Genomic DNA, 20714 nt, shown 5'->3' on the forward strand with positions numbered 1-20714 from the left:
CCGGTGCCTCCGGCGGCACCGGCGGCAGGTGGGCGGGGCATGATCCTTGGCGGACATGACGCGCGGGCCCGCACCCCGCGAGCACAGGAGGATTCCCGATGGCCGCACCGAAGCGACTGCTGGCACTCGCCGTGGCTGCACCCCTGCTCCTCTCCGCGTGCACCACCGAGGGCGGCGGGGGCGGGGAGAGCGCCGCGGGTGGTGCGGACGGCGGGGACCTCACCTTCTCGGTCGTCACGCACGGCTCGGCCGGTGACGCCTTCTGGGACGTCGTGCAGAACGGCGCCGCGGCGGCCGGGGAGGACCTCGGCATCGACGTCGACTACCAGAGCGACGGCGACCCGCAGCGCCAGGCGCAGCTGATCGACGCCGCGGTGAACCAGGACGTGGACGGGATCGTCGTCTCGCTGGCGAACCCGGACGCCCTGCGGGACTCGGTCGAGGCGGCGGTGGACGCCGGGATCCCCGTCGTCACCATCAACTCCGGCGGCGACCGGTCGGCCGAGTTCGGCGCCATCGGCCACGTCGGCCAGGACGAGGTGGTCGCGGGCCAGGGGGCGGGCCGGCGACTGGCCGAGGAAGGCGCCACGAGCGTGCTCTGCGTCATCCACGAGGCCGGCAACATCGGGCTGGACCAGCGCTGCTCGGGCGCCTCCCAGGGCTTCGCGGACGCCGGCTCGGCGCCCGGGGACTTCACCGTCGTGCAGGTGGACATCAACGACCTCACCGGCGCCCAGTCGACGATCGCCTCCCAGCTGCAGGCCGACCCGGGGATCGACGCGGTCCTCACGTTGAACTCCGCGCTCGCCCCCGTCGCCGTGGAGGCCGCCGGGGACGCCGGGTCGGAGGCGCTGGTGGCCACGTTCGACCTCAACGAGGACGTCATCAGCGGCATCCAGGACGGCGACATCGCCTTCGCCGTCGACCAGCAGCAGTACGAGCAGGGCTACCTGCCGATCGTGATGCTCAAGCTGTACGCGGAGAACCTGAACACCGTCGGCGGCGGGCAGGCCGTGCTCACCGGCCCCGGCTTCGTGGACGCCGACAACGTCGACGAGATCGCCGACCTGGCTTCGGAGGGCACCCGCTGAGCACCCGGGAGGCCTCCGCTCCGGCCGAGGAGCGGGCCGACGAGCGGCTGGCCGCACCGGGGCCGCTCCGCCGGCTGCTGGCCAAGCCGGAGCTGGGCGCGCTGGTGGGCGCGGTCGCGGTGTTCACCTTCTTCGCGGTCCAGTCCGAGGTGTTCCGGTCGCCCCGCGGCATCGCCAACTGGCTCGACCCGGCGTCGACGCTGGGGATCATGGCGGTCGCGGTCGCGCTGCTCATGATCGGCGGGCACTTCGACCTCTCCGCCGGGGTGATGACGGGGACGACGGCGCTGACCGTGGGGATCGTGGCCACGGAGCTCGGCCAGAACATCTGGGTGGCCATCGGCGTGGCGCTCGTGCTGGCGCTGGCGATCGGCTTCTTCAACGGCTGGCTGGTCACCCGCACCGGGCTGCCGAGCTTCATCATCACGCTCGGCACCTTCCTGATGCTCCAGGGGCTCAACCTGGGGCTGACGAAGTTGTTCACCAGCACGGTGACCGTCGGCGGCATCGACGACGCACCCGGTTACGCCGCCGCCGAGTGGGTCTTCGCCTCGCGCGTCCAGGTGCTGGGCGCCGATGTGCGGGTGGCGGTGTTCTGGTGGCTGCTGTTCACCGCGCTGGCGACGTGGGTGCTGCTGCGCACGCGCTTCGGCAACTGGGTCTTCGCCACCGGCGGCGACGACGTGGCCGCCCGCAACGTCGGCGTGCCCGCCCGCCGCACCACGATCACCCTGTTCATGACGACGGCGGCCGCGGCGTGGTTCGTCGGCACCACCCTGGCGGTGCGGCTGACCTCGGTGCAGGCCAACACCGGCATCGGCCAGGAGCTGATCTACATCGTGGCCGCGGTGATCGGCGGGTGCCTGCTCACCGGCGGCTTCGGCTCGGCCGTCGGCGCCGCCCTCGGGGCGCTGATCTTCGGCATGACCCTGCTGGGGATCCCCTACCTGCGCTGGGACGCCGACTGGTTCTACTTCTTCCTGGGGGCGATGCTGCTGCTCGCGGTCCTCGCCAACCGGCTGGTGCGGCGCTACGCCGAGGCGGCCCGGCGATGAGCACGGCACCGACGACCTCGCCGACGACCCCGCCGTTGCTCGAGCTGCGCGACGTGGGCAAGGACTACGGCTCGGTCATCGCGCTCGACGGGATCCGCGCGACCGTGCGAGCCGGGGAGGTCACCTGCGTCCTGGGGGACAACGGCGCCGGGAAGTCGACGCTGATCAAGGTCCTGTCGGGCGTGCACGGTGCAGACCGCGGCGCGGTCCTGCTCGACGGGCGACCCGTCGCCTTCGGCTCGCCCCGCGAGGCGCTGGACGCCGGCATCGCGACCGTCTACCAGGACCTGGCGATGATCCCGCTGATGTCGATCTGGCGGAACTTCTTCCTCGGTGCCGAGCCCACCCGTGGGTGGGGGCCGTTCCGTCGTTTCGACGTCGCGCGCGCCAAGGAGACGACCCGCCGGGAGCTGGCGGCGATGGGGATCGACATCCGCGATCCCGACCAGCCGGTGGGCACGCTCTCCGGTGGGGAGCGCCAGTCGGTGGCCATCGCGCGGGCCGTGCACTTCGGTGCGCGGGTGCTGATCCTCGACGAGCCGACCTCGGCGCTGGGGGTCAAGCAGGCGGGGGTCGTGCTGCGCTACGTGGCGCAGGCGCGGGACCGCGGGGTCGGCGTCGTGCTGATCACGCACAACCCGCACCACGCCCACCCGGTGGGTGACCGGTTCCTGGTGCTCAACCGGGGGCGCAGCATGGGGGAGTTCGCGAAGGCGGAGATCAGCCGCGAGGAGCTGACCCGGCTGATGGCCGGCGGGGCGGAGCTGGAGGCGCTGTCCCACGAGCTGGAGCGCCCATCCGGCTGAGCCCGGCCGCGGGGCGGGGACGGACGCCGTCGGCCATGTCGACATACCGATCGCGACGATGCGGTCACCGAGCGTTCTTGTTGCGGCGCGGCGAGAGTTCCGCGTGTTGCCTTTGTGACTACCGGTGACAGTGCGACTGTTCGCGGGCCACACCGCCCACCCTCTTCCCCAGGGAGCGAGCACATGTCCCAGCGCCGTCCGACCGGACCGGCGACTCCACGGGCCGGCAGCCGCCGGCCCGTTGCGGGCCGCTCTCCCCGCCCGTTCCGCACCGCCCTGATCGGGGCGGTGGCCGGCGCGACGCTCGTGCTCACCGGCACGCCCGCCGTCGCGGTGCCTCCGCCGCCGCCCAACCCGACCGACGGCGAGCTCGGTGCGGCCCGGAGCGAGCAGGACGCGGCCGCCGCGGAGGTGGGCCGCATCCGGGCCCTCGTCGCCACCGCCGAGGCCGAGCTGGAGCGCGTCGGTGTCCTGGCCGAGGCCGCCGGGACCGCTTACGAGGCGGCCGTCGAGGAGCTGCAGCTCGCCCAGGAGGCCGCCGAGCGGGCCGCTGCCGAGCTCCGGGCCGCCGACGAGGCCGTCGCCGCGGCGGGGCTGCGGATCGCGGCGTTCTCCCGCGACAGCTACATGAACGGTGGGAGCCTCACCAGCTCGGCCGCGCTCCTGGACTCCGAGGGGCCGGGCGAGCTCATCCAGCGCGCAGCGATGCTCGACTACGTCGCGGCCAACCAGCTCGACGTCCTGGCCGAGTTCGAGGTGGCTCGTGTGCGGCAGGCGAACGCCAACTCGACCGCCCGGGCCACGCGCGACGAGCGCGCTGCCGCGGAGGACACCGCCGAGGCCGCCAAGGCGGCGGCCGACGCGCAGCTCGCCACCCAGCAGGCGGCCTACGCGGGGATCGAGGCGCAGAAGGCGGAGTACGACCAGCAGTTGAAGGCCGCCCAGATCCGCCTTCTCGAGCTGCAGGGCGCGCGCAACGCCCACGACCAGTGGGTGGCTCAGAAGGCGGCCGAGGAGGCCGCCGCCCGCGAGGCGGCCGAGCGCGCCGCCCGCGAGGCCGAGCGTGCCGCCCGCGAGGCCGAGGCGGAGGCAGCCCGCAACCGTGCCAACGCCGGTGGCGGCGGCAGCGCGGGCGGCGGTAGCACTGGCGGCGGCGGCGGCGGTGGCGGCGGCACGGTCAGCGGGTCCGGCTACGTCAAGCCCACCTCGGGGCGGGTGTCCAGCTGCTACGGCTGGCGCTGGGGGGCCCTGCACGGCGGTGTGGACATCGCCGCCCCGATCGGGACCCCGGTGTACGCGGTGGCCAGCGGCGTCGTCCGGCGCGCCGGCACGGCGACCGGCTTCGGGTACGCGGTCTACATCGAGGGCGACGACGGCGCGGTCACCGTGTACGGGCACGTGAACCGGTACTTCGTCTCCGCCGGCGAGCGGGTGTCGGCCGGCGAGCGGATCGCCGAGGTCGGCAACCGTGGGCAGTCCACCGGGCCGCACCTGCACTTCGAGGTCCACCCCAGCGGCCGGATGTACGGCGGACACGTGGACCCGGTGCCGTGGCTCAACGCCCGGGGCGTCTACCTCGGTGGCTGCGGCGGCTGACCACGGCCCGGTCGGGCCGGGAACGGTCAGCTGGTGGGGGCGCTCTCCTCGGTGGGCAGGCCCAGCCCGCACTCCTCGGCGAGGTAGGCCTGCACGTTGGTCGAGGCCGTGTCCAGCTCCTGCTCCAGCGGAGCCAGCTCCTGCTCGAGGGTGGCCAGCGCCTCCGGGTCGCTGAGGTCGACGCCCTGGAGGGTGGCCGCGAGCTGCTCGGCGTCGTCGGCCAGCGCGCTCCAGTCCGGGGCGATCTCGTCCGGCGCGTCGATCGCGCGCATCTCCCGCGCCGCCGCGCGGAGGATCTCCGGCAGGTCACCGGGGTCGCCGGCGGCGGTCGCGCTGCCGGTGAGCCGCTCCTGGATGCTGACGGCCTCCGCGCAGAAACCACCGTCGGTGGCCTCGGGAGCTCCGGTCGCGGTGGTCTCCCCGGCTGCGGTGCTCCCCCCGTCGTCGTCGGAGCTCCCGCAACCGGTGAGCAGGGCCAGGGCGGTCACGGCCGGGAGCACCCCGGCGCGGAGGAGGGGGCGGCGCATGGGCGGAGGGTAGCCGCCGGGTGCGCGCCCCGGCGGCGGCGCACTAGCGTGCCGGGGGTGGCCCTCCCGACCGACCCCCGCACCTCGTGGGGGCTCCCCGCACCCGGCGCACTGCCGCGCACCGCCGAGCTGGAGCCGCTGGTCACCAGGGTGCTGGCGCCCAACCCCTCGCCGATGACCCTCGACGGCACGAACACCTACGTGGTGGGCGCCCCGGGCAGCGGCCAGGCGGTGCTGGTCGACCCGGGTCCGGACGACGCCGCGCACCTGGCCGCCGTCGAGGCCGCGCTCGCCGCACGGCAGGCGCGCTGCGTCGCCGTCCTGGTCACCCACCACCACGGGGACCACGCCGAGGCGGCGCTGCCGTGGGGGGCCCGTCTCGGCGCTCCCGTCGCGGCGGCGTCGGGTGACGTCGCGGGTCCCGCCGGGCGGGTGCTCGAACCGGGGGAACGGCTGTCCCTGGCCGGGACGGTGATCGACGTCGTCGGCACGCCCGGCCACACCGCCGACCACCTGGCGTTCCGCCTGGAGTCCGGGGCGGTCCTGGTGGGCGACCACGTCCTGGGGCGGGGCACCTCGGTCGTCACCCACCCCGAGGGCGACGTGGTGGCGTACCTGGAGTCGTTGCGGCGGGTGCACGACCTGGGGCCCAGCGCCCTCTACTGCGGCCACGGCCCGGAGCTGACCACCGATCCCGGTGCGGTCCTCGAGTACTACCTGGCGCACCGGGCGCACCGCGAGCAGCAACTGCTCGACGCGCTGGCCGGTGGCGCCCGCAGCGTCGACGAGCTCGTGGCGGCGGTCTACGCCGACGTGCCCCGCGAGGTGTGGCCGGCCGCGGCGCAGTCGACCCGGGCCACCCTGGCCAAGCTCGCCGCCGACGGCCGGGTCGAGCTCGTCGGCGGGGACGGGGTGCGGCCGGCATGACCGAGGCGGGGGTCGCCGTGGTCACCGCCGACGCCGGCGAGCGCGACCAGCGGCGCGCCGCAGCCGGGCTCGCTGCCGCCGGGGTGCGGGAGGGCGACCGCGTGCTCGTGTCCGCGGTCGCCTCGCCGGCGCTGCTCGCCGTCGTCCTCGGCGCACTGCGCACCGGCGTCGTCCCCGTGGTGCTCGACCCGGCGCTGCCGGCCGAGGAGCGCGCGGCGCTGGCCGCCGACGCCGACCCCGCGCTGGACGCCGGGACCGACCCGGCGCGTCTGCTCGGCGACGCGGAGGCCGCGCTGGCCCCGGTGCCCCTGGCGCGGCCCATGCACTACACCTCCGGCACCACCGGCCGGCGCAAGGGCGTGTGGTCCGGCGTCCTGGGCGCCGACGACGCCCGCGCCCTGGCCGGTGAGGAGATCGAGCTGTGGGGCTTCGGGCCGGGGGACCGGCACGTCGTCCTCTCGCCGCTGCACCACAGCGCGCCGCTGCGGTTCGCCGTCCACACGCTGCTGGCCGGCGGTGAGGTGCTGCTGCCCGGCCCCTTCGACGCCGCCCGCGCCGCCCGGGTGATCTCCACCCACCGGCCGACGACGGCGTTCTGCGTCCCCACCCACCTGCAGCGGCTGCTCGCCCGGGACGACGTCGACTGGTCCTCGTTCCGCCGGCTGGTGCACGCCGGCGCCGTGCCCCGAGCCGCTCAAGCGCGCGGTCCTCGCGGCGCTGCCGGAGGGCAGCGTGTGGGAGTTCTACGGGTCCACCGAGGCGCAGTTCACCGTCTGCTCGCCCGAGGACTGGCTGGCCCACCCCGGCAGCGTGGGGCGGGCCCGTCCGGGGCGGCGGCTGGAGACCGACGAGCGCGGCCAGCTCTGGTGCGCGGTGCCCCGCTGGGCCCGTTTCGAGTACTGGCGGGCGCCCGAGAAGACGGCCGCGGCGTGGCGGGGGGAGCGGGTCACCGTCGGCGACCTGGGCCGGGTCGACGACGACGGCACCGTCTGGCTGGACGGCCGGCGGGAGGACCTGGTCATCTCCGGTGGGGTGAACGTCTACCCGGCGGAGGTGGAGGCGGTCCTCGACGCCCATCCCGGTGTCGTGGAGAGCGCGGTGTTCGGCATCCCCGACCCCGAGTGGGGGCAGCGGGTGGTGGCCGCCTACGTCGGCGACGCGGACGCCGGCGCGCTGGCCGCCTGGGCCCGGGAGCGGCTGGCGCCGGCCAAGCGCCCCAAGTCGCTGCACGCGCTGGCCGACCTGCCCCGCACCTCGACCGGCAAGGTGCGCCGGCTGGACCTGCCCGGGGTGCTCGGCCTGGCCGGTGGCTGAGCACTGGGACGTCGTCGTCGTCGGCGCGGGCACGGCCGGGTGCCCGCTGGCCGCCCGACTGGCCGACGCCGGCCGGCGGGTGCTGCTGCTCGAGGCGGGGGCGCACCACCCCGACCCCGCGCGCGTCCCGCCCGAGCTCCGCGACGCCGGCACCCTGCGCGCCGCGGTGAGCGGGCACCCGGCGAACTGGGACCTGCCCGGGCTGCTGCCCGGGGGGCGGACCGTGCGGGTGCCCCGCGGCCGGGTGTCCGGCGGCTCCAGCGCGGTGAACGCCGGCTACTTCGTGCGCCCCACGCCCGCGGACGCCGCCGGCTGGGCCGCGGCGGGGAACGACCTGTGGTCGTGGGACCGGCTGCTGCCCGCGCTGGTGCGGCTGGAGAACGACCGCGACTTCGGCGACCGCCCCGGCCACGGGGCCGACGGGCCGGTGCCGGTGACGCGCCCGCGGAGCGCCCCGCCCCTCGCCGAGGCGTTCGCCGCCGCGGCCGAGGAGCTGGGGGTCCCGGCCGAGCCGGACAAGAACGCCGGTGGCGCGCCCGGCTACGGCCCGTTGCCGCGCAACGTCGTCGACGGCGTCCGGATCAGCACCGCGGCGGCCTACCTGGCCCCGCGCCGCGGGCACCCCGGCCTCACCGTGCGCGGCGGCGTCCAGGTGCTGCGGGTGCTGGTCGAGCACGGCCGCGCGGTGGGTGTGCGCACGACCGGCGGCGAGGTGCGCGCCGAGGAGGTGGTGCTGGCCGCGGGGGCGGTGGGCTCGGCGCACCTGCTGCTGCTCTCGGGGATCGGTCCACCGTCGGTGCTACGGGCCGCCGGGATCGAGCTGCTGGTCGACGCCCCGGGGGTGGGGCAGCAGTGCTCGGACCACCCGCTGGTCTACCTGCCCTTCCGTCCCGTGCCGGGCACCACGGCCCCGCCCGGCCGGTCCCCGCTGCACGGCGTCCTGCACGGGACCTCGCCCGGCGCCGAGGTGCCGGGCGACCTGGAGCTGCTGCCCTGGCTGGCCCCGTTCGCGCAGGTGATGACGGGCCACGCCGCACCCGAGGGCGAGGTGGTCGAGCTCGGGGTGGGGCTCCAGCGGACGGTCGGCCGCGGGCGGCTGGTCCTCGACCCGCGGGACCCGGCCGCCCTCCCGGTCGTGGAGTACGGGCACCTGGCGCAGGAGCCGGACCGCCGGCGGATGCGGGACGGGGTGCGGATGGCGGCGGAGCTGCTGCGGACCCGCGCGCTGGCCGCGGTGGGTGTGCCGACCGACGAGCCGACCGGCGCGGTGCTGGCCGACGACGTCGCGCTGGACGCCTGGATCCGTGCCCGCCTGACCACCGCCGTCCACCTGTCCGGGACCGCGCGCATGGGGCCGGAGAGCGATCCCGGAGCCGTGGTCGACCAGCGGCTGCGGGTCCGCGGGGTCGAGGGGCTCCGGGTGGCCGACACGTCGGTGCTCCCGCAGGTGCCCAGCCGCGGACCGGCTGCCACCGCCGTGCTGGTCGGGGAACGCGCCGCAGAGCTGATGGCCGGGAGCTGAGCCACGCGGCCGGCGGCGCGGGTCCCGGCGGCGCGAGAGGCGCGGCCGCCGGGACCCGGGCTCCGGGTCAGCGGATGGCGGACATCTCGCTGGTGGTGGTGGTCGGGGCCGACCAGGCGTCGGGGTGCGGCCGTCCGACGTCGGACGTCCAGGCCGGGGTGCGGGGCCCGCTCTGCGGCCCGCGGCTGGTGGTGGCCGGACGGGCGCTCAGGCTCACGATCGCGGCCAGGAGCACGAGCAGGCCGACCAGTACACCGCCGAGGGTCAGGAGCGTGGAGAGCATGTACACAACGTAGGCGGTTGGTGCTGTGCTGTCACCGGGCAGAACTCCCCGAAGATCGGCTGCGACGTGCGCACAGTTCACCCGCGTTCTCCCGTCGCGCCCCAGCTGCCCCAGCACCCTTCGCCGAGGGGGGCCGCCGCACTGGTCGCTCTGCCGCGGCCGGTTGCCCGACGGTCGACGGCGGGTAGGGCAGGCGCCGTCGGTCGAACGGAGGACGTGTGCCTGATCTGGTGGCAGCTGCGGGGCAGGTGGTGGCGGTGCCGCTCGGCGCGGTGGCGCGCTGGCGGCGTGGCCGCCCCATGCACCCGCGCGGGGCGGTGCTGGCCGGTGTGCTGGACCGGCAGGGCGCGCGACCGCCGTTCGGGGTCCCGTGGCTCGACGGCGCCGGTACCGACGACGTCGTCATCCGGATGTCGCGCGGCGCCGGGCTCCCGGCCCCGCTGCCCGACGTCCTGGGGCTGACGATCCGGTTGACCGGTGCGGACGGCTCCCCGGTCGACCTGCTGCTCTCGACCATCGGGCGCGGCCGCCTGACGCGGCTGGTGCCGGTGCCGCGGGCGGACGCGGCGGCGACCTACGGCTCGATCATGGCCTACCGCTCGGCCGTCGGGCCGGTGCGGCTGGCCGCCCTCCCGCAGGCATCCTCCCTGCCCACCGACCCCGCGCCGACGGCCGCGGCCGCCGTGTCGGGCGACGTCGTCTTCACCCTGGCGGCCGCCCGCGGCCTGGAGGAGTGGCGCCCCTTCGCCACGCTGCGGGCCACCGGTCGGCACGGCTCGCTGGACACCGACCTGCGCTTCGACGCGGTGCGGAACCCGCCGCCGGGGCTGGCCGCCGACGGCCCGCTCGCCCGCTTCCGCGAGCCGGCGTACGCCACGGCGCGCTGGATCGGCCGCACCGGTTCGTGACGCGCCGGAGATGCCAACTCACCCGATGGAGTTGATCACCGATTGCCCGGGGGCCGCGTGGGGTATGCAGAACCGGACCGGGCGCATGGACGTCGCCGGGCGCTGAGGACGTCGAGCGGCACCGTCGTGCTGTCGTGAAGCTCGACCGCACGAGGAGATGCACCCGCGCGTGACGCACGCAGAATCCCCGCTCCCGGGGCTGCCCCCGACGCCGGGGGCAGGCATCCGGGTGGTGTCCATCCCGCACACCGACCCCTACGTGGACGCCGTGCTCCCCGACGGGTCGATCCGGGTCGGCGACCACGTCGTCCCCAGCCCGTGGCTGGACCTCGCCCACCTGGCGGTCCACGCGGACGAGGTCGACGTCGTCCACCTGCACGCCGTCCACGGGTACCTGGGCGCGACCGAGCTGGAGGCGTGGGCCGAGGAGCTGCAGCGGCTCGGTATCCCGCTCGTCGTCACGGTCCACCAGCTGCGCGACCCGCAGCGCCCCGCGCCCGCGGAGACCGACGACCACCTCGCGGCGGTGCTCGCGACGGCGGAGGTCGTGCTCACCCTCACCCCCGGGGCGGCCGACGAGATCGCCGAGCGGTACGGGCGCACGGCGATCGTCGTGGCCCACCCGTCCATCGCCGTCCCCGACCCCGAGCTGGGCGCCGAGCGGGGGCTGGTCGGCGTGCGGGTGGGGCCGGCGTCCAGCACGATCCCCGACCCCGTGGGGATCGTCCGCGCGGCTCTCTCGGGCGCGCTGTCGGGCGGTGGCCGGCTGCGGGTCCTCGTCGACGAGGCGGAGGCGCCGGCCCTGGATCCCGAGATCGTCGCCCTCGCCGACGAGGGAGAGGTGGAGCTCGTCCTGGTCGGCGACGGTGGATGGACCGCCCAGCTGCAGCAGCTGCACGCCGCGGTGCTGCCCGAGCGGTGCGGCACCCACTCGGCCGACGTCGAGATCTGCCGGGACGTCGGCACCCGGGTGGTGGCGCCGAGCTGCGGGTGGTTCGCCGACCAGTGGTCGGACGTCGTGCCCTACACCAACGACGAGCGCACAGGCCTGGACCCGGTGTCGCTGACCGCCGCGATCGGCGCGGCGCTCACCCGGCCCATGCCGCGGCCCGCCGACCGGAGCTGGCGGGAGGACCAGCGCGCCGCCGTGCGCGAGGTGCACGGCGAGGTCTACGCCCAGGTGGTGGCCGACCGCAGCTGGGCGTGAGACGACGACGGGCCCGGCGACTGCCGGGCCCGTGCGATGAGGAGAGTGTGGGCAGGGGCGGGGTCGAACCGCCGACCTCTCGCTTTTCAGGCGAGCGCTCGTACCGACTGAGCTACCTGCCCCTTCCGGTGACCTCACCGGAGAGCGACCCTGACGGGACTCGAACCCGCGACCTCCGCCGTGACAGGGCGGCGCGCTAACCAACTGCGCTACAGGGCCTTGCTGGTGGTGCTGGTGCTGCGTGCCCCCAACGGGGTTCGAACCCGTGCTACCGCCTTGAAAGGGCGGCGTCCTGGACCGCTAGACGATGGGGGCTCGTGTTCGCCGGGGGCAGCGAGAACAATACATGGCTCCCGGGCCCCGCCCGAGGCGGGGTCCCCCGAGAGGGGGCGGCGCGCCGGACGACCCGTCTCAGCCGAGGGTGGCCCGCAGCTCCACCGAGTCGTCGGTGACGCTGGAGCAGGCGAGCTCCAGAGGGCCGGCGGAGACGCTCTCGCCCTCGGCGCAGGACACGGTGGTCCCGCCGACGGTCAGCGTGGCGCGACCGTCCTGCACGCTGTCGAACGCCAGCGTGGTGCCGAGGATCTCGGCTTCCGCGCCGTCGCCGGAGAGGGTCACCGTGCAGGTTCCCCCGGAGCACGAGACGTTCTGGGACGAGAGGGTGCAGCCGCTGAGCGCCGCGAGGGAGAGGCCGCCGGCCAGCACCCCAGCGGCCAACCGGGTGATGCGGGTCGTCGACGTCATGTCGCGAGCGTAGGACCCGGCGGTCATCCCGGCGGGGAGGTCGGCGCGAGCGGGGCGCCGCCCGGCCCGGGGGGCACGACCACGCCGCCGCCCGGCCCCGGCTCCACACCCGCGTCGGGGGGTTCCACCTCGCCGACCACCGGGGGCTCCACCCCGCCGACGGCAGGGGGCTCCACCCCGCCGACGGCAGGGGGCGCCACCCCGCCGGCGGGCAGCTGGGCCTCGTCGGCCGGCGGGCTCTCCGCGACGATGGTGCGCTCCACCGTCACCTCCGTGGAGCCCAGCCCACCGAGGGTGATGTCGTCGTAGGCCTGCAGCGCGCCGGTGGCCGGGTCGAGGTAGAGCACGGTGCAGGTGAGCGGTTCCGGGTACTCGCCCTCGAGCGCTCGCAGGCCGGCGCCGCCGGTCGAGCCCTGCACCATCAGCAGGGTTCCGTCGGAGAGCTCCTCGACCACCCGGTTGTGCGTGTGCCCGGCCAGCACCAGCGGCACGAGGCCGTCCAGCGGCGGCGCCTGCTTCGGGTCGTGCACCATCGCGATGGCCGGGTCCTCGGCCAGCGTCCGGGTGTAGTCCGCCAGCTCCTCGCCGGACCGCTCGAGGACGTCGGCGCCCGCGTCGTCGTCGCCGGTGCTCTTGTCCGGGGTGAACCGGGGATCAGGGGCGCCGACGATCCGGATGCCGGCGACGCTCACGTCCGAGTCGTCCAGGACGGTGACGTTGGGCTGGGCGGCGAGGATGCTCGCCGTGGTGGCCGAGTCGTGGTTGCCGCGGATGTAGACGTAGGGCACGCCGAGGTCGCCCACCGCGGTGATCAGCCGGTTCTCGGGCTCGCTGCCCCAGTCGGTGATGTCGCCGGTGTCGAGGATGCCGTCGATCTCGAAGCGCTGCGCCACCTGCCGCACCAGGTCGAAGCCGGCCGGGTTGAGGTGGAGGTCGGACACGTGCAGGAGGGCCACGGAGTCGCCGGTGCCGCTCGGCGAGGGCAGCGCGGACAACGTCGCGTAGAGCGTGCCCACGTTGGCCACCAGGTCCTCGAGGGACGCCCGGTAGGCATCGAACCGGGCGACGATGTCCTGGGCGTTGCCGATCAGGCTGTTGGCGTTCACCAGCAGTCCGGTGTACGTCGGCTGCGACAGCGCCTCGGGGCGCCACGTCGCGGCGCCCAGCGCGCCCGTGCCGGCCAGCAGCGCCGCGGTGATACCGACGGCGATGAGCGGCTCGCGGCGGCGGCGCAGCACGACCCAGGAGGTGAGCGCGGCTCCGGCGAGCGCCACCAGCACGGTCACCCAGACCAGCCGGACGACGGCGGACTGCAGGTCCTCGGTCACCCGGTCGACGACGCCGGCCAGCCGCACCGGGTCGGTCGCCAGCGCCTCCGCGCGGGCCTGGTCGACCCGTTGCAGCGAGATGTCCAGCCGGAGCGGCCCGTCGTAGGCGTCGACCGCCAGGGAGCCCAGCGGCGGGACGGCGACCTCCGCACCGCCGGAGGCGGGGCGGAAGGCGAGCGTGGCGTCGAACGGCCCGATGGGCGCGGAGACCCGCGCGAACAGCAGGACCGCGATGACGGCACCGACGAGCGCGATGGCCACGCGGCCGGCCCATCGGCCGGCCACCCGGGCCCGGCCGGGCCAGGGGGACGTCGACGCGGTGGGCTCGCTCACGTGGACCACGCTAGCGACGTCCGGGTCGTCGTTCCGATCGGCGCGGCGAGGCGCTCAGATCCGGGTGGGTGCGGGGCGGAAGATCCAGCGCAGCGCGAGGAACCGCATGAGGCCGATGAAGGCCGTCACGCCGGCGACCGTGGCGATCTGCAGCAGGGGGTGGGTGCCGTCGGTGAGGGCGTCCAGCAGCCCCAGGGCGGTGCTGGTCGCGAGCAGGCCCAGGACGGTGACGCCGCCGGCCTCCCACTGGGCGGTGAACCAGTGCACCCGCTGGTCGGCGTGGAACGTGCGCCGGCGGTGCAGTTCGTTGGCCAGCACCGTGGAGACCGCCGTCGCCACGAGGTGGGCCGGCAGGTAGCCCCAGCCGTGCCCCGCCACGAACAGCGCCGCGTAGACGACGGTGGTGACCGCGCCGACCAGCACGAAGCGCAGGAACTGCGCCGAGGTGGCGTCCCCGCGCAGGAACTGCGCCGAGGTGGCGTCCCCGGGCGGGCCCTGCACCGTTGCGTGCGGCAGGTCGCCGACGGCGTCGGCGGCGTGGCCGCGGCGGAGCAGGGACGGGCAGGTCACGGGGGAGGGCCTCCGGTCGGTCGCAGGTGAACAGGTCAAGGATTCTCTTCGGCAGAACCCCTGTCACCTCTGAACATGCCTGGCGTCACTGGCACTCACCCGTGTCCTTGCTCACGGTCACCTGTGAGCACCTCGGTGCAGTCGTCGGGGCGCCGTGCGTCGGGCCGGGTCCGCGCGGGTAGGGGGCGGCCATGAGTCTCATGGGCTTCCTGGACCGCATCGCGGACGTGTCGGCGTTCGACAAGGCCATCGAGCCCGCACGGCGCGCCGTCCTCGGCATGCCGAGCGCGGTCAAGGACGTCCTGCACGGGACCTGGCTGGGGCATCCGCTGCACCCGGTGCTGGTGCAGGTGCCAGTGGGCAGCTGGGTGTCGGCCGGACTGCTGGACGCCGTGCCCCCGCTGCGGCCGGCCGCCACCGTGCTGATCGGCACGGGGGTGGCCGCGGCGGTGCCGGCGGCCCTGTCGGGAGCGGCGGACTGGTCGGAGCAGGGCGCCGGCGTCCGTCGGCTCGGCGCCCTGCACGCGCTGATGAACACCGCCGCGCTGGGCCTCTACGCCGGCTCGCTGGTGGCCCGGTCCCAGGGCAGGGGCGCACTGGGCCGGGCGCTGGCGTACGCGGGCCTGGGCCTCGCGGGGAGCTCGGCGGCGATCGGCGGGCACATGTCCTACGCGCAGTCCTCGGGCGCCTCGCACGCGGCCACCGCTGTCCGGGCACTGACCACCGACTGGGTCGACCTCGGACCGCTCGACGACCTGCCCGAGGGGCGGCCGACGCTGCGCACCGGGAAGGGCGGCAGCATGTCGGTGCCGCTGGCCGTCGTCCGCCGCGGCGCGCGGGTCGACGTCTTCGTCGGGGCCTGCTCCCACCTGTCCGGCCCGCTGGACGAGGGCGCGGTGGAGACGGTGCGCGGCAGCGAGTGCCTGGTGTGCCCGTGGCACGGCTCCGCGTTCGACCTCGACAGCGGGGAGCCGCGCCGCGGGCCGGCGGCCAACCCGCAGGAGAAGCTCGAGGTGCGCATGGACGCCGGCCGGGTCATGGCCCGGGTGCCGAGCCGGCACCGCTGACGCGGGGGTGGCGCCGCTCTACGCTGCGGCGCCATGAGGCGCACGGCCGTGGGTCTGGCGGTGCTGCTGGCCGCGGCCTGCGGCACGCAACCGGCCGGAGGGCAGGCGGATCCCCCGCCGTCGACCGCCGCGGCTCCGCTGGTGCCGGCGGTGCCCGGCGTCGCCGCCGAGGCGGTCCGCCTGCGCACCGACGAGGCCGTCGGCGGGCGGATCCAGGTGCGGATCACCCACACCGGCGGCGCGCCGTACACGGTGACCGCGGTGGCGCTGGACGCGCCCGGCTTCGCGCCGCTGCCGCCGACCGAGGTGGCCACCGAGTTCGTGCCCGGGCGCGTCGTCGACCTGCCGACGCCCCACGGCGAGGCGGTGTGCCCGGCCGGTGACGGGCCCGCGACCGCCCGGCTGACGCTGCTGCGGCCCGACGGCACGGTGGAACACGTGCGGGTGGCGCTGGAGGGGGAGGCGCTCGACCGCGTCCACGGCGAGGAGTGCGGGGCCCGTGCGGTGGCCGACGCGGTGGAGCTCGGGGTGAGCGGGCCGCGGGCCGGGCCGGACCGGCTCACCGCCCGGCTGACGCTGGCCCGGCGGGGGCCCGACGCGCGGATCCTCGTGGAGCGGGTGGGCGGCAACGTCCAGTTCGACGTCGCGGCGGAGGTGCCGCTGGAGCTGCCCGCGGGGACCGGCGCTGCGGAAGGGTCGCTCACCTTCACCGTGGCCACGTGCGACGCGCACGTGCTGGCCGAGGCCAAGCAGCCGCACCTCTTCCCCGTCGGGGTGCGGATCGGCGGACGACCGGAGCTGGTGGTCGACCTCCCCGTCGACGAGGAGCTGCGTGCCGCCCTGGTCGAGCTGGTCCGGCAGGTGTGCCGGCGCGGCTGAGGCGGTGGGGGAAGAAGCCGGCCCGGCTGCCCCGGGGGGAACGGGTCAGCCGGGCCGGGGTCGTGCCCGCCCGGCGCCGGAGCGCGGGGCGGAGGATGCGGCGGACAGGGGCGCGGATTCGCGTTCCCCGACCGGAACGATGATGACGGTACGTAACCGCCGGGGTCGACCGCGATCCCCTGAACGGGTGGACCGTACCGAATCACGGTGACCCACTGCACAGGAGGTGTGGTCCGTCGGCGCGCGGGCAACTCCCGAGGATGTTCTTCCTGTTCTCCAGCCGTCTCGGCTGCCTCGGCTCGCTGCTGATCTCGGCGCTGCTGACGCTCCTGCTGCTCCTGGTGCTGGGCGTGCTGTGACGACGACGCCCGGGGAACCCGTCCTGCGCGGACCGGTTCCCCGGGCGTTGCCGTGCTGTCGAGCGGGCTACCGCTGATCAGCCGTTGAGCTCCAGCGTCTGCATGGTCTCCGCGCGTACCTGGGCCAGCAGCGCCGGCTCGTCGTTCAGCGAGTGGCCGTAGGACGGGATCGCCGTCTGCAGCAGGGGGCGCCAGGCGTCGATGCGCTGGGGGAAGCACCGCTCCAGGAGGGTCAGCATCGCCGAGACGGCGGTCGAGGCGCCGGGCGAGGCGCCGAGCAGGCCGGCGATGCTGCCGTCCCCGCCGACGATGAGCTCGGTGCCGAACTGGAGCACGCCCTTGCCCGACTTCGGGTCCTGCTTGATGACCTGCACCCGCTGGCCGGCGGTGACCATGTCCCAGTCGCCCTGCTCGGCGGTGGGCACGAACTCCTGCAGGGTGCGGTGCCGGGCCGACCGGGTCTGCATCAGCTCGCCGATCAGGTACTTGGTCAGCGCCATCTCGGTGCGGGCCACGCCGAGCATGGAGCCGAGGTTGTTCGGCTTGACGCTCTTCGGCAGGTCGAACATCGAGCCGGCCTTGAGGAACTTGGGGGAGAAGCCGGCGTAGGGCCCGAACAGCAGCGAGTACTCGCCGTCGATCAGCCGCAGGTCCAGGTGCGGCACGGACATCGGCGGGGCGCCGACGGCCGCCTGGCCGTAGACCTTCGCCTGGTGGCGGCCGACCAGCTCGGGGGACCGGGAGCGCAGGAACATGCCGCTGACCGGGAAGCCGCCGAAGCCGCGGATCTCGGGGATGCCGGCCTTCTGCAGCAGGGGCAGGGCACCGCCGCCGGCGCCGACGAAGACGAAGCCGGCGCGCATCGTCACGCGGTCGCCGGTCTGGGTGTCGCGGACGGTCACCTTCCAGCGGCCGTCGCTCTCCTTCTCGAGCGCGTCCACCCGCTGGTTGACGTGGACGTTCACCCCGCGGGTGGCGGCGTCGTCGAGCATCAGGCGGGTGAGGGCACCGAAGTTGACGTCGGTGCCGGCGACCGAGCGGGTGGCCGCGACGATCTGCTCCGGGTCGCGCCCCTCCATCATCAGCGGCAGCCAGTCGGCCATCTCCGCCGGGCTCTCGGTGTACTCCATCCCCGCGAACAGCGGCTGGGCGCTCAGCGCGGCGTACCGGTTGCGCATGTAGGTGCGACCCTGCTCGCCGGTGACGAAGCTCAGGTGCGGAACGGGCGAGATGAACTCCTTGGGGGAGCCCGTCATGCCGGCGCGGACCAGGTGCGACCAGAACTGGCGCGACACCTGGAACTGCTCGTTGATCGTGATCGCCTTGCTCGGGTCGACCCGGCCGTCGGGGCCCGCAGGCGTGTAGTTCAGCTCGCAGAGGGCGGCGTGCCCGGTGCCGGCGTTGTTCCAGGGCCCCGAGCTCTCGGCGGCGACGGCGCTGCCCGACTCGAAGACCGCGACACTCCACTCGGGGGCGACGACCTGCAGCAGCTGCGCCAGGGTCGCGCTCATGATGCCGCCGCCGACGAGTACGACGTCGGGGTTCGCGCTGTCGGGAACGCTGCGCTCGGAAGTCACGTCTGCCTCTCTGGCTGTGTGCTCGGCCCGGCGCCGCAGCGCCTCCTCAACGATCGTCGGCCGGATTCGGCCGCTACATGCGATCGCGGGCGTATGAGGTATGTCACCGCGCTTCGTGGGTGCGGCTCCTCAAGGTTATGACCGGGTGCGCCGGGGTCGATGCGTGGGCCGACCCGGCAGTTCCCGATCGGACCTCGCCGGCGCTGCTCCGCGGCTGCTCGGCCGAGTGCACGGTGCCGGCGCCGGGGCCGGGTGCGCACCCGGCGGTAGCCTTCCGCCAGGTGCCGCCGGCCCATCGGTCGCGCGCTCCCGGGCCTCTAGCTCAACTGGCAGAGCAGCGGACTTTTAATCCGCGGGTTGTGGGTTCGATCCCCACGGGGCCCACCGTCGGGCGTCCATCCGTCAGCCCCGGCGATTAGCGTGCCGCCATGGCCGAGCTGGTGCTGTTCCACCACGCGCAGGGGATGACGCCCGGGGTCGTCGCGTTCGCGGATGAGCTGCGCGCGGACGGGCACGTCGTCCACACGCCCGACCTGTACGGGGGGCGCACGTTCGACACCCTCCAGAACGGCGTCGCGCACGCTCAGGAGATCGGCTTCGGCACGGTGCTGGAGCGCGGCCGCGCGGCCGTCGCGGAGCTGCCCGAGCGGCTGGTCTACGCCGGTTTCTCCCTCGGGGTCATGCCGGCGCAGCTGCTGGCGCAGACCCGTCCGGGGGCCGCCGGCGCGGTCCTGATGCACGCCGCCGTCCCACTCGGCGAGTTCGCCGACGACTGGCCCGCGGGCGTGCCGGTGCAGTTCCACGTCATGGACGCCGATGAGTGGGGGGACGTCGACGTCGCGCGCGATCTCGCCGAGGCGATCGACGGCGCGCAGCTGTTCCTCTACCCGGGCGACCGGCACCTGTTCAGCGACAGCAGCCTGCCCGACCACGACCCGGGTGCGGCCGCCCTGCTGGCGCAGCGCGTGCGGGCGTTCCTCGCCGGCCTGCGGTAGACCCGCGACACGCCGGCGCGCCGGGTCCGCGGCGGGATGACCGACCCGGCCATCGGCCCCCGCCACGCTCGCGAACGGGTGGTTTGTCGACAGGTCGGCGTCCCGGGGAAGGGGTCACCGCGCGCCCGGGCCCCGCTCCGCAACGAAACGGACACGGGTCAGGCCCGGAACCGGTCCGAGCGGCCTTCGCGGGGGCCCGTCGTCCCTAGCCTTCGGGTCATCCGCGGTGCTTCCCAGCCGCGGAGCACCACCTGCGAGGAGCCCCCAGTGCACGCCACCGCATCACCTGTCCGCACGCCGTCCCTCCCCCTGCGCGAGGTCTTCGACGACCCGGGTCTGGACCTGCTCAGGGAGCTGATGGTGGAGGAGCCGGTCCCCGCGCCACCGGTGGTGCGCCCACCGCACCCCGGGTGGGCGGCCCGGGTGCAGGAGTGGACGAACCGCGCGGCGTCCTGGGGCGCGGGGCCGCAGGGGGCCTGGCGTGCCTGGTGAGCTGCTGGCCATCGCCGGGCCGCTGCTGGGGTGCTGCGGGCTGATCGCGCTCGTCGTCGTCCTGGCCGCGAGCTCCACCGCCCGGTACGAGTTCGAGCGCAACGCGGTGCGGGCGCACCGCGCCACCGTCCACGCGCCGCAGCCCGCCGGCCAGGGCGCGGCCGCCCGCGCGGCCGCTGACGCCGCAGGCGTCGAGTCCTCCGGCGATGCGGCCGGGCAGCCCGGGGCGGAGCGGGCGGCTGTCGGCCTGGCCACCCACCCGGCCGGCCGGAGCCTCCCCGACACCACGGGGGCGACCGGCTGGTGGCTGGTCGACGAGCACGACGGTGCGGCGGTGGCCGGTCCGTTCGCGGACTCGCTCGACGCCGAGTGGGCGCGCCTGGCCGAGGACCTGACCGACCGCACGCGGGTCGTCCACGGCGGTCGGCGGGCGGACGGCGGCGTGGTCCGGCGGCAGTCGGCGGAGGAGCGCGACTGGCTGGCCGACCTGGGGGACCAGCTCGACCTGCTCCCGGAGGACTGGGACCCGTTCATGACCGACGACGACGACGTGCTGACCACGCTGGCCGTCGACGTCACCGCCGCGCTGCTCGAGGCCGGGTTGCCCCTGCACGACTGCGACGGCCGGGAAGGCGTGGGGCACGCCGTGGGCGGGGTCTGCCTGACCCCGCACCCGGACTCGGCCGGGGTCCTCGTGACCTGGCGTCAGCACGACCGGATGAGCGTCCACCAGGCCCGTGGCGGTGCCATGGAGGCCGCCGTGCAGCGGTCGATGACCGCGGCCGTCGTCACCGTGCTGCGGCTGATGGGCTTCGAGGTGGAGGAGTTCGGCTCCCCCGGGTGCCACCTGGTGACGGCACCAGCCCGCTGACCCGGGGGCGCGGACCGGTGTCACTCCCGGCGGTCGGCCCCCGGAACGGGTGGCACCACGAGCACGGCGCGCTGGCGCAAGCGGGCCGGTAGGCGGGCGCCGGCCGACGGCAGGCGCGCGGACTGCGGGCGGGTGGGACGGGGGGCCAGGTCGATCACGGATCTCCTCGGGGCTGGGGCGTGCCGTGAGCATCCCCGGCAGGTCTGACGGTTTCCCTCGGCAGCGCCTGCGAACTGCCTGTGCCCCCCTGCCCGTGTCACCTC

General features: G+C 75.5%; 20 protein-coding genes, 4 tRNA genes and 1 pseudogene. 16 read left to right on the top strand and 9 right to left on the bottom strand.

What is annotated here, in order from left to right; genetic code table 11:
• Positions 1 to 98: 98 nt before the first annotated feature.
• The 4 genes from ACI79K_RS14140 (at position 99) to ACI79K_RS14155 (ending at position 4548) form a co-directional block, all read left to right on the top strand.
• On the top strand, positions 99 to 1091 hold the full coding sequence (locus tag ACI79K_RS14140) for a sugar ABC transporter substrate-binding protein (RefSeq protein WP_456590013.1): 993 nt from the start codon (positions 99 to 101) through the stop codon (positions 1089 to 1091).
• A 104-nt stretch (positions 1092 to 1195) separates the two neighbouring features.
• The gene (locus ACI79K_RS14145) at positions 1196 to 2146 is read left to right on the top strand and encodes an ABC transporter permease (RefSeq protein WP_456596184.1); all 951 of its coding nucleotides are present in this window, start codon (positions 1196 to 1198) and stop codon (positions 2144 to 2146) included.
• Positions 2143 to 2952 (top strand): ATP-binding cassette domain-containing protein, encoded by an 810-nt coding sequence (locus ACI79K_RS14150; RefSeq protein WP_456600003.1) that lies wholly within the window; start codon positions 2143 to 2145, stop codon positions 2950 to 2952. The genes ACI79K_RS14145 and ACI79K_RS14150 overlap by 4 nt, the downstream gene beginning before the upstream one ends.
• A 183-nt stretch (positions 2953 to 3135) precedes the next feature.
• Entirely contained in the window at positions 3136 to 4548 is a 1413-nt protein-coding gene (locus tag ACI79K_RS14155; RefSeq protein ID WP_456600004.1) for a M23 family metallopeptidase, read from the top strand.
• A gap of 26 nt (positions 4549 to 4574) precedes the next feature.
• Here the strand turns inward: ACI79K_RS14155 and ACI79K_RS14160 are convergent, their stop codons facing one another.
• The gene (locus ACI79K_RS14160; protein ID WP_456600005.1) at positions 4575 to 5075 is read right to left on the bottom strand and encodes a hypothetical protein; all 501 of its coding nucleotides are present in this window, start codon (positions 5073 to 5075) and stop codon (positions 4575 to 4577) included.
• A gap of 57 nt (positions 5076 to 5132) precedes the next feature.
• Between ACI79K_RS14160 and ACI79K_RS14165 the strand changes: the two genes are divergently transcribed.
• The 4 genes and pseudogenes from ACI79K_RS14165 to mftG all read left to right on the top strand — a co-directional run bounded on the left by ACI79K_RS14165 (position 5133) and on the right by mftG (position 8838).
• Positions 5133 to 6002 carry an MBL fold metallo-hydrolase gene (locus ACI79K_RS14165; RefSeq protein ID WP_456600006.1) on the top strand — a complete coding sequence of 290 codons (870 nt, stop codon included), beginning with the start codon at positions 5133 to 5135 and terminating at the stop codon, positions 6000 to 6002.
• A pseudogene (locus ACI79K_RS14170) lies at positions 5999 to 6643 on the top strand (AMP-binding protein); the annotation flags it as partial. The gene ACI79K_RS14165 and the pseudogene ACI79K_RS14170, both read left to right, overlap by 4 nt.
• A 91-nt stretch (positions 6644 to 6734) precedes the next feature.
• The gene (locus ACI79K_RS14175; RefSeq protein ID WP_456600007.1) at positions 6735 to 7316 is read left to right on the top strand and encodes a class I adenylate-forming enzyme family protein; all 582 of its coding nucleotides are present in this window, start codon (positions 6735 to 6737) and stop codon (positions 7314 to 7316) included.
• A complete protein-coding gene (mftG, locus tag ACI79K_RS14180; RefSeq protein ID WP_456600008.1) occupies positions 7309 to 8838 on the top strand; it encodes a mycofactocin dehydrogenase MftG in 1530 nt (509 codons plus the stop codon). Before ACI79K_RS14175 ends, mftG begins: the two co-directional genes overlap by 8 nt.
• A 67-nt stretch (positions 8839 to 8905) precedes the next feature.
• On the opposite strand, the gene ACI79K_RS14185 is transcribed toward mftG, so the two are convergent.
• Positions 8906 to 9121 carry a hypothetical protein gene (locus tag ACI79K_RS14185; RefSeq protein ID WP_456590005.1) on the bottom strand — a complete coding sequence of 72 codons (216 nt, stop codon included), beginning with the start codon at positions 9119 to 9121 and terminating at the stop codon, positions 8906 to 8908.
• 218 nt (positions 9122 to 9339) lie between these two features.
• On the opposite strand from ACI79K_RS14185, the gene ACI79K_RS14190 reads away from it, so the two are divergent.
• Together ACI79K_RS14190 and ACI79K_RS14195 are read left to right on the top strand one after the other, a co-directional pair.
• Positions 9340 to 10029 (top strand): phosphodiesterase, encoded by a 690-nt coding sequence (locus ACI79K_RS14190; RefSeq protein ID WP_456600009.1) that lies wholly within the window; start codon positions 9340 to 9342, stop codon positions 10027 to 10029.
• Between the two features lie 169 nt (positions 10030 to 10198).
• A complete protein-coding gene (locus ACI79K_RS14195; RefSeq protein ID WP_456600010.1) occupies positions 10199 to 11236 on the top strand; it encodes a glycosyltransferase in 1038 nt (345 codons plus the stop codon).
• Positions 11237 to 11284: 48 nt separating this feature from the next.
• Here ACI79K_RS14195 and ACI79K_RS14200 read toward each other — a convergent pair.
• From ACI79K_RS14200 to ACI79K_RS14225, 6 genes are all read right to left on the bottom strand, one after another.
• A tRNA-Phe gene (locus tag ACI79K_RS14200) sits at positions 11285 to 11358 on the bottom strand.
• A 23-nt stretch (positions 11359 to 11381) separates the two neighbouring features.
• Positions 11382 to 11455 (bottom strand) — tRNA-Asp (locus ACI79K_RS14205).
• A 23-nt stretch (positions 11456 to 11478) separates the two neighbouring features.
• A tRNA-Glu gene (locus ACI79K_RS14210) sits at positions 11479 to 11551 on the bottom strand.
• Between the two features lie 96 nt (positions 11552 to 11647).
• Positions 11648 to 11980, bottom strand: a complete 333-nt coding sequence (locus ACI79K_RS14215; RefSeq protein WP_456590002.1) for a hypothetical protein — start codon at positions 11978 to 11980, stop codon at positions 11648 to 11650.
• Positions 11981 to 12003: 23 nt separating this feature from the next.
• Positions 12004 to 13641, bottom strand: a complete 1638-nt coding sequence (locus ACI79K_RS14220) for a metallophosphoesterase family protein (RefSeq protein ID WP_456600011.1) — start codon at positions 13639 to 13641, stop codon at positions 12004 to 12006.
• 54 nt (positions 13642 to 13695) lie between these two features.
• Positions 13696 to 14211: a GtrA family protein gene (locus ACI79K_RS14225; RefSeq protein WP_456596194.1), complete on the bottom strand. Its 516-nt coding sequence runs from the start codon at positions 14209 to 14211 to the stop codon at positions 13696 to 13698.
• Positions 14212 to 14402: 191 nt separating this feature from the next.
• Between ACI79K_RS14225 and ACI79K_RS14230 the strand changes: the two genes are divergently transcribed.
• Both ACI79K_RS14230 and ACI79K_RS14235 read left to right on the top strand, forming a co-directional pair.
• Entirely contained in the window at positions 14403 to 15278 is an 876-nt protein-coding gene (locus tag ACI79K_RS14230; RefSeq protein WP_456589999.1) for a Rieske 2Fe-2S domain-containing protein, read from the top strand.
• 33 nt (positions 15279 to 15311) lie between these two features.
• Entirely contained in the window at positions 15312 to 16157 is an 846-nt protein-coding gene (locus ACI79K_RS14235) for a hypothetical protein (RefSeq protein ID WP_456600012.1), read from the top strand.
• Positions 16158 to 16593: 436 nt separating this feature from the next.
• Here ACI79K_RS14235 and ACI79K_RS14240 read toward each other — a convergent pair whose 3' ends face one another.
• On the bottom strand, positions 16594 to 18093 hold the full coding sequence (locus ACI79K_RS14240) for a malate:quinone oxidoreductase (RefSeq protein WP_456589997.1): 1500 nt from the start codon (positions 18091 to 18093) through the stop codon (positions 16594 to 16596).
• Positions 18094 to 18404: 311 nt separating this feature from the next.
• Here ACI79K_RS14240 and ACI79K_RS14245 point away from each other — a divergent pair.
• The 4 genes from ACI79K_RS14245 (at position 18405) to ACI79K_RS14260 (ending at position 20451) form a co-directional block, all read left to right on the top strand.
• Positions 18405 to 18477 (top strand) — tRNA-Lys (locus tag ACI79K_RS14245).
• Between the two features lie 44 nt (positions 18478 to 18521).
• Complete coding sequence (locus ACI79K_RS14250) at positions 18522 to 19088, top strand: dienelactone hydrolase family protein (protein ID WP_456600013.1); 567 nt, start codon at positions 18522 to 18524, stop codon at positions 19086 to 19088.
• 267 nt (positions 19089 to 19355) lie between these two features.
• Complete coding sequence (locus tag ACI79K_RS14255; protein WP_456589990.1) at positions 19356 to 19580, top strand: hypothetical protein; 225 nt, start codon at positions 19356 to 19358, stop codon at positions 19578 to 19580.
• Positions 19570 to 20451 carry a hypothetical protein gene (locus ACI79K_RS14260; protein ID WP_456600014.1) on the top strand — a complete coding sequence of 294 codons (882 nt, stop codon included), beginning with the start codon at positions 19570 to 19572 and terminating at the stop codon, positions 20449 to 20451. The genes ACI79K_RS14255 and ACI79K_RS14260 overlap by 11 nt, the downstream gene beginning before the upstream one ends.
• Positions 20452 to 20714 lie beyond the last annotated feature (263 nt).

The sequence above is a fragment of the Blastococcus sp. SYSU DS0616 genome (genome assembly GCF_054051015.1).

What these genes read in the sequence shown, in the direction of transcription:
- ACI79K_RS14235 (WP_456600012.1), top strand. Translation starts at nt 15,312, where the DNA reads ATGAGGCGCACGGCCGTGGGTCTGGCGGTGCTGCTGGCCGCGGCCTGC.
- ACI79K_RS14250 (WP_456600013.1), top strand. Translation starts at nt 18,522, where the DNA reads ATGGCCGAGCTGGTGCTGTTCCACCACGCGCAGGGGATGACGCCCGGG.
- ACI79K_RS14155 (WP_456600004.1), top strand. Translation starts at nt 3,136, where the DNA reads ATGTCCCAGCGCCGTCCGACCGGACCGGCGACTCCACGGGCCGGCAGC.
- ACI79K_RS14230 (WP_456589999.1), top strand. Translation starts at nt 14,403, where the DNA reads ATGAGTCTCATGGGCTTCCTGGACCGCATCGCGGACGTGTCGGCGTTC.
- ACI79K_RS14185 (WP_456590005.1), bottom strand. Translation starts at nt 9,121, where the DNA reads ATGCTCTCCACGCTCCTGACCCTCGGCGGTGTACTGGTCGGCCTGCTC.
- ACI79K_RS14160 (WP_456600005.1), bottom strand. Translation starts at nt 5,075, where the DNA reads ATGCGCCGCCCCCTCCTCCGCGCCGGGGTGCTCCCGGCCGTGACCGCC.
- ACI79K_RS14150 (WP_456600003.1), top strand. Translation starts at nt 2,143, where the DNA reads ATGAGCACGGCACCGACGACCTCGCCGACGACCCCGCCGTTGCTCGAG.
- ACI79K_RS14215 (WP_456590002.1), bottom strand. Translation starts at nt 11,980, where the DNA reads ATGACGTCGACGACCCGCATCACCCGGTTGGCCGCTGGGGTGCTGGCC.
- ACI79K_RS14140 (WP_456590013.1), top strand. Translation starts at nt 99, where the DNA reads ATGGCCGCACCGAAGCGACTGCTGGCACTCGCCGTGGCTGCACCCCTG.